We start from the raw sequence: 13236 nt of genomic DNA, 5'->3' as shown, positions 1-13236 counted from the left end.
TAAATCTAATGTGACTTATGTGTCAAGATCTTTTGTGCCTTTTGTGGTAAAATACTTTAGTTATAATTTGTAAAACTGTTCAGCATTTCCAGAAAAGAATTGTTCCTGTTCCTTATTAGAAAATTGTTGCAGATATTTTGAAATCAATTCCATCCACAAAGCATAATTTCCTCCCAGCAACATAACAGGCCAGTCGCTTCCAAAAACCAACCGCTGAATTCCGAATTTTGCAAAAACAAAATCTAAGACTTCAAAAATTGATTTCTCATCAATCAATTTCCAGTTTCCCTGCGTCAAAAGACCCGAAATTTTACAGTAAACATTTGGGTTTTGAGCCAGTTCTGTAATATTTTGCTTCCAGTCTTTCAAATCATTTGTTCTCAAATCCGGTTTTCCACAATGATCCAAAATAAAAGGTTGCTCAGGTAGTTTTTCCGAAAGTCTAACAGCATCAGTAAGCTGATTCTGTCTCAACAAAATATCAAATGTATAATCAAACTGATGAAGCTTTGAAATTCCATTGAGAACATTTTCTTTTAATAAAAAACCAAGATCTTCTCCCTCTGCAACATGCCTAAAACCTTTAATCAACTTTTCAGACTGATAATTTTCAAGCAATTCCTCAATATGATCAGAAGCCAAATCAATCCAGCCAACAACACCTTTAATAAAAGTATTTTCCTTCGCTAAATTCAACAAAAAATCCGTCTCCTCATCACTTTGACTCGCCTGAACAGCAACACAGCCATCAACCTGATTTTCATTTAAATAAAACGAAAAATCTTCAGGAAGAAAATCTTTTTGGATAGCATTCATTTCATCCGTAATCCAGGAATCCCGAACCGGATCAAACTTCCAAAAATGAACGTGAGAATCAATAATCATATTTAATTATTTTTTACTAAAATGTAATTTACAGTGAAAATATTTTGTCCATCAATTGCCACTTTTCTCCAGCTTTCGAATTGGGTAGCTGCTGTTGAAATTTCCACATCAGTTCTTCCCATTCCTGAACTTTCGGATTGTTTTTATCGGCTTCATTTTTAGCCTCAAAAGAAAATTTTTCATCAGCTTCCACAATCATAAACAATCTGTTTCGAACCCGATAAATTTCCATATTCCTAATCCCCGAATCCAAAATACTTTGTCTGACTTCAGGCCAGATGTTTTGATGATAATTTTCGTATTCTGCGATCAATTCAAGGTCATCAATCAAGTCAAGAGCGAGACAGAATTTTTTCATTCGTCGTACGCCTTTACTTTTTGGATGCTGCTTCCCAGACCATCAATTCCCAGTTCCACCACGTCGCCGGATTTCAGATACCAGGGATCAGGTTTTTGCCCCAAACCAACACCGGCAGGCGTTCCTGTACTGATGATATCACCCGGCAGCAACGTCATAAACTGACTGATGTAGCTCACCACAAAAGGAATATTAAAAATTAAATTAGATGTATTCCCGTCCTGCAGAATTTCCCCGTTCACTTTCAGCCACAAACGTAAATTATGAATATCTTCAATCTCGTCAGGTGTCGCAATGAAAGGTCCGATCGGTGCAAATGTATCGCAACTTTTCCCCTTTACCCACTGTCCGTTTCTTTCCAGCTGAAAGGCTCTTTCGCTGTAATCGTTGTGCAAAACATAGCCGGCAACGTGCTCAAGGGCATTTTCCTCAGAAACATAGCTCGCTTTTTTTCCAATCACAATGGCCAACTCAACTTCCCAATCGGTTTTGGTGCTCGTTTTTGGAATGATTAAATCATCATTCGGCCCCACAATCGCAGAAGTCGCCTTAAAAAACAAAATCGGCTCCTGCGGAATCGGTGCGTTGGTTTCAGCGGCATGGTCTTTATAATTCAGTCCCACACAGATAATTTTAGACGGTCTTGCCAAAGGTGCTCCCAGTCTTTCTTCAGAAGAAATTTCAGGTAAATTATGGGTGTGTATTTCAGATTTTAAATTTTCAATCGCCTCACCTGAAAAGAAATTTTCATCATAATCTCGCACCAGATGAGAAACATCATATCTCTTGTCACCAATGATGACGCCCGGTTTTTCCTGTCCCGGCTGTCCGAATTTTATTAATTTCATATTTGATTATTGTTAAATATTTTGATTGCAGAATTTAATACACTTGATCTTTTTTAGGAGCTTAATCCCGCTAGTAATTTATGCTGAGCTTGCCGAAGTACTATATCTTTTTTGTCATTGCGATCAACATGATTAATTGTTGTACTTTTTCGCCACCGCAATGACAAAAAAGGATGCCGTTTCTATCGGGGCTAGGGTAGTTTTTCCCCTTTTCAACATTTGTGTTAATCTACAGATTTTAATTGTTCAAAGTCGTAAAACCACCGTCGATAGGATAGTCCACACCCGTAATAAATGACGCTTCGTCACTGCACAGATAAAGCGCTAACGAGGCCACTTCCTCAGGCTGAGCCATCCTTCCGATAGGTTGTGTCTTTGATAATTTAGCAAACATTTCTTCAATATGATCAGGATAATTATTCTTTAAAAATCCATCCACAAAAGGCGTATGCACCCTTGCCGGAGAAATCGAATTACAGCGGATATTTTCACTGATATAATCCTTCGCAACACTCATCGTCATTGCTTTCACCGCACCTTTTGCCGTACTGTACGCAAAACGGTCAGGAATTCCCACCAACGCAGCAATCGAAGCCATATTAATAATCACGCCGCCGTTAGATTTTCTAATCTGAGGAATTGCTGCAAACAGACAATTGTAAACCCCTTTAATGTTGACATTATAAATTCTGTCAAAATCCTCTTCCGAAGTCGTGTCTGCTTTTCCTATATGTGCGATTCCTGCATTATTAACCAAAATATCAATTGCTCCAATCTGCCCGAAAACTTCCAAAACATCCTTCTGTTTTGAAACGTCACAGGCATAAACTTTCGCATTTCCTCCCGCAGACTGAATTTTTCCAAGCGTTTCCTGTCCGTTCTGCTCTGTAATTTCAAGAATATGAACTTCCGCACCATTGGCTGCCAACTGAACGGCAATCGCCTGCCCAATCCCGCTTCCTCCGCCTGTCACAACGGCTTTTTTATTTTTTAATGAAAACATTTATATCTTTTTATTTACTATTTCACTAATAACTTTTAGTTTTGATGATACTGTTTGTATAAACCAACCCCGTCAAAAAACCGAAGATTTTTCGCCACCCTCCAAAGGAGGGGAATTTATAAACTGGCTCTTTTTACTTTTAACCTGGCCTTTCCCTATAAACTAACCCCTCTTTTCCAGGGAATAAAATCATCCTGATTCAAAGCCACTGCCTTGGGAATAATATTTCCGCTTGCCACTTCAATACAGAAATCCAAAATATCTTCGCCCATCTGCTGAATCGTTTTTTCGCCACGAACAATTGCTCCTGTATCAATATCAATAATATCCGACATTCTTTCAGCCAAAACAGTATTTGTTGCCACCTTGATCACCGGACAAACCGGATTTCCCGTCGGCGTTCCAAGTCCAGTCGTAAACAATATTAAAGTCGCTCCTGAAGCGGCTTTTCCCGTGGTTGCTTCCACATCATTTCCAGGGGTGCAGACTAAACTTAAACCCGGTTTTGTAGCAGGTTCGGTATAATCCAAAACATCTACGACAGGAGAGGAGCCACCTTTTTTCGCTGCTCCTGCGGATTTAATGGCATCGGTTATCAATCCATCCTTAATGTTCCCTGGCGATGGATTCATATAAAAACCTGAACCAACGGCATGTGCCAGTTCATCGTATTCCGTCATCAGTCGGATGAATTTTTCTGCAGTTTCCTGATTTACGGCTCGGTCTATTAATTCCTGTTCCGCTCCGCATAATTCAGGAAATTCAGCAAGGAGGACTTTAGCTCCCAAAACCGAAAGAATATCCGCAAGATGTCCAACTGCAGGATTTGCTGAAATACCACTGAAACCATCGCTTCCGCCACATTTCACCCCAACACAAAGTTTACTTAGCGGAGCATCTTCACGTTCAATTTTGTTGATTTCCTGAAGACCTTTCAATGTTTCAAAAATAGAATCTTTAATCATTGTTTCTTCACTTACTGCTTTCTGCTGTTCAAAAACGAGTAAAGGTTTATCAAAATCAGGATTTCTGTGGTATAAATCTTTTTTAAAATTATCAATCTGGAGATGCTGACAACCCAGACTCAACAAAGTAACTCCAGCCACGTTGGGATGGTCGGCATAAGCAGCCAACAGTTTACTCAGAGAATCCGAATCCTGTCGTGTTCCGCCACAACCGCCGGTGTGATTGAGAAATTTGATGCCGTCAACATTCTTAAAAACTCGTTCTTTCGTTGGAATATTGGATGGCGAAAAATCAATTTCATCCAGATTTTCTCCTTTGGAAATTGCTTCCACCAATTGATGTGTATAGTTTTTATATTTTGCATCAACCGCATATCCCAAACTGTCGTACAGAGATTCTTTAATGATATCTAGATTTCGGTTTTCACAGAAAACAGTTGGAATAAAAAGCCAGTAGTTAGCCGTTCCCACATCGCCGTTTGAACGGTGATAACCTTTAAAGGTTTTATGCAAAAATCTGGAAACATCAGGTTTTGTCCATTGATAATCCACATCCCGATAATAAAATGGATCAGCAGCATGCTTTGTATTGTCCGTCGTCATTCTTGTTCCTGATGCCAAATCATACTGCACTTTTCCAACCAAAACACCGTACATAAAGATCTCGTCACCCTGTTTCATGTCATTCATAAAAAATTTATGTTTGGCAGGAATGGGTTCAAGAGTTTTGTACGTTTGTCCTTCAAAAACAATTTCAGTTTCCGCAGGAATATCCTGAAGGGCGACTAAAACGTTGTCTTTTGGATTTATTTTTAAAATTAAATTGCTCATTTTAATATCATTTAAACGCAAAGAGCGCAAAGATTTCTTTAATATTGTTCTGCATATTTTTCGTTGGCGAAGGGGCTCTGCTAAGCAAAGACCATTCTTTTACTCAATTATTGTAGGGAACTTTTATTTCTGAACCTCAATGAAAACAGAAAAACAATGACAAAACAGAGTAGAGGTACAGCATACGAATACTGAATATTCCCTGAAATATCTGTGATTTTACTGGCAAGAGGAGGAATGACCGCGCCTCCTACAATCGACATGATGAGAAGACTTGAGGCAGGCTTTGTATCTGCACCGGCACTTTCAATTCCCAAAGCAAAAATCGTCGGAAACATAATGGACATGAAGAAAGTCAATCCAACAAGTGCATATAAAGTAGAAATTCCTGATCCGAAAATAACCCAGAATGTAAGAATGGTGCTGATTACGCTGTACACTGCAAGCAATTTTTGCGGCGAAATATATTTCATCAGAAAAGTTCCGGCAAAACGGCCAATCATAAACAAAAAACCCGCGACGCCTGCATAATATTTGGCTTCCTGACCTTTCATATCAATGGTGTCTTCTGCGAAAACCAAAAGAAAACTGAAGACATAAATCTGTGCACCGATGTAAAAAAACTGAGCAAGTACTCCCCATCCCACATTTTTCACACCTAAAACCTGAAGATAATTTTTAGAAGATTTTTCGTTGTTTTCGGTTACTTCCGGTAATTTAATGAATAGAAAGAAAATCATGACCAGTAAGAGAACCGCTCCCAAAATCAGGTAAGGTCCTTTTACCAAAGCAGTTTCTGCATGAATGTAAGCTAATTTTGCAGCTTCAGAAAGTGTTGAAAGTTCTTCCTGCGATTTTGGTTCTTCACTCAGTATAAAAATTCCACCAACAATGGGAGCAATCGACGCTGCCAAACCGTTGAAAGACTGAGCAAAGTTTAATCTCTGTGTCGCTTTTTCAGGTGGTCCTAAAACAGTGATGTAAGGATTTGCAGCCGTCTCTAAAATGGCCAGTCCACATGACAAGACGAATAAAGCTCCAAGAAAGAACGGATAACTCACAGTATTAGCTGCGGGAACAAACAGAAAACATCCTGCTGCAAAGAAAAATAATCCCACCAGAATTCCTGTTTTGTAACCGTATTTCTGAATAATCATTCCCGCTGGAATTGCCAAAAGGAAGTACGCCGCAAAAACGGCAGAATCAACCAAAGATGCCTGAAAATGATTTAATTGAAAGGCACTTCGTAAATGTTTAATTAAGATTGGATCGAGGTTATGAATAAATCCCCAAAAGAAAAACAGACTCGTGATCAGAATAAGCGGAAGACTGTAGTTTCGCTTTTTCGTTGAAGAAGAAACTGAGCTTCCTGAATTGTTGTTGTTCATGGATGGGGTTTGTTTTCAATTAGTATAATGTCGCAGAAAAGAAATCACTTGCACATTTTAATTGAAAAACAATTTTGCGCTTATACCCTCGACTTTCTACTTTTTAAAAGTATAATATTTTTTCGAATAAAAAATGAATGAGGCAGGATAGTACAAGATAGTTCAATAGATTTTGAAATCCCTTAATGATTTTTTTAATATGACTTCTGATTTTAAGAGATAATCAATCTTAGGTAGAATTGATTTTGATTTGTAAAAAAAATAATTTATTCAGATATTTAAAAACACATATGGAATACTCGGCGTCACTAAAAAAAATACCACTTTCAAAAATTTCCAAGGATATTACGGTAGTTGGAAAAGATTTTGGAAACTACCATCAAATTAAAGACTGCAAAATGTGATTTTAAAATTTACACTAATTTGGGATATAAACATTGGTTTTAACACATTCTGAAACGATGTTGAGAAAAACTACCTCTTTGATCATACAGGTTTTTGTAAAGAATCCTGTATGTTGAAAACAATGATGTTGGGAACATGAATCTGGTAGATTTTGCACAATCATTTATTGTGGATCTAGGTTAGCAATATTTCGCCAAACCTTCATTCAGCCTAATTTATCTTTCCATTCCTGTTTCAATTCTGTATAAGTTGGATTTTCTTCTGCCTCTTTCCATTTTTTATAAAAGATTTCTGCTGACTTTGCTTTTTCGGGATCACCGGTTCCGCGCTCCAGTGGTTCGTAATTATTTTCCGGGTCATATTTTTTTCCGCCTTTATAATTAAAATATCTGCGTGCTCTTGTAAATCCCATCTGCAGATACTTCCTGGCCATATCTGCGCCTACAAAATCTTCACTTTCTAAATATTCCATAAACAGTGAATAAATCTTCGCGGAACTTTCTTCGGCAATTTCTGAATTTTTAAAACGCCAGTATTTTCCAATTTCGCTTTTATAAGGTTCACAAATCAAAACGCCTTGTTCACCTTTCCCGACTCTGTACAGTTCAGGATGTTTCCGATAGTCAATATCGGGTTTCCATGCGTAATCTTTAAGGTTGAAATTCAGGTAAGTGGGCTTCTGTTTTCTCATCTGATCGTTTCTGCAAAGCTGATGCCTTGAATTTTTGCAAAGGGAAGAATGGGGAAGAATGGGGAAGTCTGGGAGATGGAAATGGGTAGAAGTATGTAAATTTTTTATTTTTAAATTAAAAATCGTTTATTGCGATCTTTAGGCATAAAAATGGTTTCAGCTTAATCACACTTCAAAATCATTACAATTGAATAATTCAGATCATCATAACAGCCTGAGATTATATCAGCAGGCTCTCGACTCCTCAAATTCCGGGATTATAATCACAGATAATAATATTGAGGATAATCCCATTGTTTACTGCAACAAAGCTTTTGAAAATATGACAGGATATTCCCGTCACGAAATCATAGGGCACAACTGTCGCTTTCTGCAGATGAATGACAGGCATCAGAGGGCAAGGCAGGAAATTAAATCAGCCATCCTGGATGAGTCTGAGACCCGAATTGTGATCCGAAATTATAAGAAAAACGGCGATCTTTTCTGGAATGAATTATTTATATCTCCTGTTAAAAACGAAGATGGAAAAACAACCCATTTCATTGGTGTACAAAATGATATCACTCTTCAAAAACAGGCCGAGCATGAACTGAGGGAGGAAAAGGCAAATGTGGAGAAAAAAGTGCGCGAACGTACAAAAGAACTTCAGGAAGAAGAGATGTTTCTTTCCAGCATTATTCAGACTGTGAGAGAGAGCCTGCTTGTACTGGATGAAAACTTTCATGTGCTGAGCGCCAATAATCATTTCCTCAAAACGTTTAAGGTAACTTCAGAAGACACGATTGGCAAACTGCTTTACGAGCTTGGAAATCATCAGTGGGATATAGAGGCATTGAAGGAACTTTTAATTAAAATTCTTCCTACGAGCAATCCAGTTATAGATTTTGAAGTTGAGCATGACTTCCCGTATATTGGCAAAAAAATAATGATTCTGAACGCTTACAGAATCGAATTTGAAGGTCAGTACAAAGACAGGATACTTTTGGCAATTGAAGATGTTTCTGAACGCCGGGAAATTGAAAAAAGGAAAGATGATTTCCTTTCTATTGCAAGCCATGAACTGAAAACACCGCTTACCACAATTAAAGGACTTGTACAGATTTTACAGAGATTTACCGGAGAAGGACTGAGTGAAAAATATTCTGATACTTTAAATAAAGTGGCAGTGCACGTAGACAGATTAAATAATCTGATCACAGATCTTCTGGATACCTCTAAAATACAGTCGGGAAATATAGAATCACACAAGGAGCGCTGTGATATTTCAAGTCTTGTAAGTAACTGCGTTGAAAGCATACAGATTGCCGATGACAGTCATAAAATAATTCTAAGTGGAGATGACGAGATTTATGTAAACATAGACGAATCGCAAATTACCCAGGTTGTAAATAATATAATTGGCAACGCAGTAAAATATTCACCTAAATCAAAACCCATTTACATTAACATCTCGAAGGTGGCCAATTATGTAAAAATTTCAGTGAAAGATCAGGGGCTGGGTATAAGCCACAGTGATAAATCGAAAATATTTGAGAGGTTTTACAGAGCAGGCAGTACACAGAAGCAATATCCCGGGATGGGAATTGGTCTGTACGTGAGCCAGAAGATAATTGATAATCACAAAGGTACGATTTGGGTAGAATCTGAGCTTGGTCACGGTTCTACATTTCATTTTACCATACCTTTTTAAAATAATTCAAAATGGATAGAGAAAACAGGAAAATTATGATCTGTGACGATGATCAGGGGATTTTAGATGTATTGGAAATGTTGCTGGAACCGGAAGGATTTGAGGTTTCAAAAGAGATAGACAGCACGCTGCTTTTGGAAAAAGTAAAGGCAGAACGTCCCGATCTTCTTCTTTTGGATTTATGGATGCCCGTGCTTTCCGGATATGATTTAATTAAAAAAATACGATCTGACCGTGAGGTGAAAAATCTACCGATTATAGTGCTGTCAGCAAGCCGTAATGAAAAAGATATTGCTTTGGAAACAGGAGCAAATCATTTTATGGCAAAGCCTTTTGATATTGAAGAAATCATATTACTTGTAAATGAATCTCTTGGAAATTAAATCAGATAAACTTAAACTTCACATTTATCTCTCTGTATTGATCAGGGAGATTTTTTTTGCCAAAATATTAATTAGTAAGAGGATATTTCAAAGGAAATTTTTTGATGGCAACTAACTTCTGACGCCGAAATAAAAACTCACGGCTGATAATTTTCAGGCGTGAGTCGTAAAGTTATTTAAGTGAAAATTATTTTAAATCACATATTTCTTGAGACCTTCCATGATTCCCTGCCACAACATGCTGAAAAAACTGCGTTCTGGCTCACGTTTTTTCTCAATCACAACATGATCTGGTTCACCGGTAGATTCGTTTTTGACAAACCAGTTTGCTAAAGTTGTGAGGAGTTTTCGCTCTTTCCCTTTTTTATTAAGCAGATTTACATACATATCGTTGTATTTAAAATAGAATCTGCCAGCAATTCCCTGAGAATCGCCGTAATAGTCAAATTTCAGATAATCAATATTGCCATCAAGCGTTACATTGAGATAAGGCCGTACAAAGAGATTTACATTTTCAGCGGAAAGCTTCTGGATATTTCCTTTGATGGTAAATTTATCGACTCTGTCCAATACATCAAATTTCCAGGTGACGTTGGTGTGCGCATTGTCATAAAAATCAAACTCAGCATTAGTGCTGATTACAGTGGGTCTGCCTTTAATTTTACCGTTATTTACATTGGAAATATCTGCATTAAAATTATTGAAGAGAATTTTTCCGGGAATATTGCTGTTGTCAGCATCTTCTTCATATACAAGTTCAGAATTTTTCAAAACAACATTTTTCACAAACATCGGCATCTTCATATCGCGCAGTTTTTTGCTGAAAAGATATCTCACGGCAATGTCATCTGGCGGGGCAAGATCGTGGTAAATATTACAGTTAAGACCGTCAATGAAAATTTTTTCAATATCAATAATTCCGTCTTTGCCAAACGAAGTAGCTCTATCAGAAATTGAAATTTTCTTTGCTTTCAACGTATACAAGTCTGTTTCCTTTGCAATCACTTTGCTGAAAGCCTGTCTGGAATATTTTGGTAAATACTGAATATTGGTAATATCTGTTTTCTTTCCTGAATTCACTATTTCATCTGCTTTCAAACTGTAGTATTTTCCTGCATCCAGATTTACTTTTTCCGCTTTGACGTAGTGACTCGCAGTTGTGAATGGCAAAGAACCCATCAGAGTGTTGGCATCTGCTTTTACGGTCTTCAATTTGATGTCAAATTTGCCTACAGACAGTTTTTCTTTAGAATTTGAAGACTGTTTTATTTTACCATTAATGATATTGATGTATCCTACTTGAGCCAAAAATTCAGGAACAGTGTTTTTTTTTGATTTTGCCTGTGGCTTTTTTACTGCTGAAATGATTTCAATTTCAGGCTGAATAATCTCAATTCCGGCGAAATTCAAACTAAGTTTCTGACCGTTAAATTTGCTGGTGTTTTTTAGGATTTTAAGCTGTTTTGTTGACACAGAAAATACATCTTTCACAGCGCTTTTGCCCAAAGCAATCATTTTAAAATCATCAACAGTGATATCTGCGTTTTTTGATGTTATTTTAGATACTTTTATCGCCTGTAGCGGATCTGTTTTAAAATAAATATTTTCCGCCTCAATATCATGGTTGGTAAATCTGAACGGAATTTTCTCTTTCACAGTATTTTTATCAAAAACAATGTCACTGAGTTTAAAATTAAAATTGTCTACCGAAGCAGTTTTCTCTTTGTTAGCCTGTATTACAGCAATTTTTCCATTTTGAAAGCTGATATTTTTCATTCCGATTTTCATTTCAACTTCTTTCGGATTTTTGTTTTTTTCGACAATATTTTTACCAGTCGACATTACTTTTAGGTCGGGTTTTAAAAAAGATACCTGAGAAACAATAAGTGAGTCCTGGCTTACATTGAAATCTCTGGCAACGAACTGTTCAGCTGCAAAATCAAATACATTTTTTGCATTGTATTGGGATGGATCCTGTAAAGGCTTCAATCTAAAAGCATTTAAAGTTAAAATTTTATTGTCTGTACTGATTTTGTCGGCATCAATTTCATAAAATTCGTTGATGCCAATTTTCACATCAGACGCATCAATATTAATCTTTGAAAAAGCCAGAGGAATTTTAGATGAGCTCTCGCTCTGTTTAATATCCTGGATATTAATATGGATATTTTTGCCTTTAAATACAGGTTTTCCCTTTGAATCAGATACGTTCGCACTTACATTCTTAATTTCCAGAGAATTGACGTGCAGATCTAAAGGTTTTCTCTCTTTTTTCTCCTCTTTTGCCGGAGCTGCAATTCTCATTGTAATATCAGAATTTGTGAGAAAAACTTTGTCTGCTTTATAAGATTTTTTAAATGCTGCCGCTACAATGCCAAGATCTGTAATTTCAATTTTTTCTGCATTGCCATTAATCTGGGTAATGTTTTTATCTGAAGGGTTTTTAGTAGAAATATCAACTTTCAGTATAGAGATATTGCCTTTAAAAAGATTCAGTTTAAAATCGGCTAATTTTACTGTGTAGGGAGTTTTACTGCTGATGAGCGAGGGAAGCTTTTTTTCCAGATAATACTCTAAAGCAAACGGGAAAAGTACAGCTAACGCTACAATTACGGCGGCAATGGATATAAGCCACTTGCGTCGACGCTGAGAAGAGGGTAGGGTTTTATTTTTCATCGGTGAGAATCTGTTATCACCTAAACAAAACGTATTCCAATTATTTTCGAAGATATTTCACGTGAGGTATGTTTATATTTAATACAGTAAGAGCATTTTTGCTTACAAAACAAAAACGTAACGTGAGAATAATTTCCGAGATTAATTTTTAAAATTTCTGTGAAAGTCAGACGGTATGTCTAAATCTGAGTGAAAAGTTTAAAAAATATCTGTTTTATAAATTAATGGTGTTCTCTGGTGCCTATAATTTCTTTGATCTGGAGTAAGAGGTGATCAATATCGAAAGGTTTAGAGATAAAACCATCAGGTTGGCAGTCATCTGCAAAGTGTTTGAGCTGAGCATGTGCACTCATAATAAGAACAGGTATTTCCGCATTTTCACTGCTGGTTTTTATTTCGCTGCAAAGGTCAATGCCAGACCCATCGGGCAACATAACGTCAAAGAGGTAAAGATCAGGCTTTTCCTCCTTATCACGTTGCTCAAATTCTTTTACATTTTCAAACGATTGCACATCATAGTCTTCTGAAGTAAGAAATATTTCCAGAATTTCTCTTATAGAATCATCATCTTCAACGATGTAAATTTTTCTCATATTTCGGTTATGCAATAATGACACCAAATAGAGTGCATAATTTTTATTTTTTTTAAATTTAATACTTTAAAATGAATACTTAACAGACATATACTTCCTGCAAATACCAGTCTAAACGTTGATAATCTTATGTTATGAATAGAAAATCTATTTAATTTCTCTGTTTTTGAATGTATAGATTTTAGCAGACATATTCAGGCATTAATCATGCAATTTCTTCAGCAATACCGCCTTTTGCACAGTTAAAAATACGTTCAGCCTCATCAAAAAAGATATTGATGGAAATTTCGAAACCGTTGGCCATAAAAAATGTGACCCTTCCTTCATTATTATAGCTTAGAAAACCAATGTGATTTACATTAATGATTACAGGTTTTCCTAACGCTTTAGCTCCTTCGAGTGCGTTGGGTCTTTTTAAATTTTCGATGGAAGAAGATTTAATGTATATTAAACCGTCTTCTGTAGAACGTATTTTCGGCATATTGCAGCAAAATTAAGCAATTTAAATTTTATGAAATAT

12 protein-coding genes are annotated in these 13236 nt (G+C 36.6%); 2 read left to right on the top strand and 10 right to left on the bottom strand.

The genetic code is table 11. The features are described 5' to 3' along the window. Positions 1–60: 60 nt before the first annotated feature. The 7 genes from NG809_RS02060 to NG809_RS02030 form a co-directional block, all read right to left on the bottom strand. Entirely contained in the window at positions 61–885 is an 825-nt protein-coding gene (locus NG809_RS02060; RefSeq protein WP_262147628.1) for an amidohydrolase family protein, read from the bottom strand. Between the two features lie 28 nt (positions 886–913). Then, positions 914–1243 (bottom strand): L-rhamnose mutarotase, encoded by a 330-nt coding sequence (locus tag NG809_RS02055; protein WP_262147627.1) that lies wholly within the window; start codon positions 1241–1243, stop codon positions 914–916. Beyond that, on the bottom strand, positions 1240–2091 hold the full coding sequence (locus NG809_RS02050; RefSeq protein WP_262147625.1) for a fumarylacetoacetate hydrolase family protein: 852 nt from the start codon (positions 2089–2091) through the stop codon (positions 1240–1242). The genes NG809_RS02055 and NG809_RS02050 overlap by 4 nt, the downstream gene beginning before the upstream one ends. Before the next feature lie 238 nt (positions 2092–2329). Then, a complete protein-coding gene (locus NG809_RS02045) occupies positions 2330–3094 on the bottom strand; it encodes an SDR family NAD(P)-dependent oxidoreductase (RefSeq protein WP_262147623.1) in 765 nt (254 codons plus the stop codon). A gap of 155 nt (positions 3095–3249) precedes the next feature. Next, positions 3250–4890, bottom strand: coding sequence for a UxaA family hydrolase (locus NG809_RS02040; protein ID WP_262147621.1), 1641 nt, complete (start codon positions 4888–4890; stop codon positions 3250–3252). Positions 4891–4997: 107 nt separating this feature from the next. Then, complete coding sequence (gene fucP, locus NG809_RS02035) at positions 4998–6278, bottom strand: L-fucose:H+ symporter permease (RefSeq protein WP_262147619.1); 1281 nt, start codon at positions 6276–6278, stop codon at positions 4998–5000. 610 nt (positions 6279–6888) lie between these two features. Further along, positions 6889–7374, bottom strand: a complete 486-nt coding sequence (locus NG809_RS02030; RefSeq protein ID WP_262147617.1) for a DUF4385 domain-containing protein — start codon at positions 7372–7374, stop codon at positions 6889–6891. A 187-nt stretch (positions 7375–7561) separates the two neighbouring features. Here NG809_RS02030 and NG809_RS02025 point away from each other — a divergent pair, with 187 nt between their 5' ends. Together NG809_RS02025 and NG809_RS02020 are read left to right on the top strand one after the other, a co-directional pair. Continuing rightward, positions 7562–9064 (top strand): PAS domain-containing sensor histidine kinase, encoded by a 1503-nt coding sequence (locus tag NG809_RS02025; protein ID WP_262147615.1) that lies wholly within the window; start codon positions 7562–7564, stop codon positions 9062–9064. Positions 9065–9075: 11 nt separating this feature from the next. After that, positions 9076–9447, top strand: coding sequence for a response regulator (locus NG809_RS02020; RefSeq protein ID WP_262147613.1), 372 nt, complete (start codon positions 9076–9078; stop codon positions 9445–9447). A gap of 192 nt (positions 9448–9639) precedes the next feature. Here NG809_RS02020 and NG809_RS02015 read toward each other — a convergent pair whose 3' ends face one another. The 3 genes from NG809_RS02015 to NG809_RS02005 all read right to left on the bottom strand — a co-directional run bounded on the left by NG809_RS02015 (position 9640) and on the right by NG809_RS02005 (position 13197). After that, positions 9640–12123, bottom strand: coding sequence for an AsmA family protein (locus NG809_RS02015; RefSeq protein ID WP_262147611.1), 2484 nt, complete (start codon positions 12121–12123; stop codon positions 9640–9642). A gap of 221 nt (positions 12124–12344) precedes the next feature. After that, on the bottom strand, positions 12345–12716 hold the full coding sequence (locus tag NG809_RS02010; protein WP_262147609.1) for a response regulator transcription factor: 372 nt from the start codon (positions 12714–12716) through the stop codon (positions 12345–12347). 205 nt (positions 12717–12921) lie between these two features. Continuing rightward, a complete protein-coding gene (locus tag NG809_RS02005; protein ID WP_262147608.1) occupies positions 12922–13197 on the bottom strand; it encodes a hypothetical protein in 276 nt (91 codons plus the stop codon). Between the last annotated feature and the right edge of the window lie 39 nt (positions 13198–13236).

Origin of the sequence: Chryseobacterium foetidum (genome assembly GCF_025457425.1) — a bacterium.
GTDB lineage: Bacteria > Bacteroidota > Bacteroidia > Flavobacteriales > Weeksellaceae > Chryseobacterium > Chryseobacterium foetidum.
Note: the sequence above shows the minus strand (reverse complement) of the source record. Positions and strands in the feature narration are given on the sequence as shown.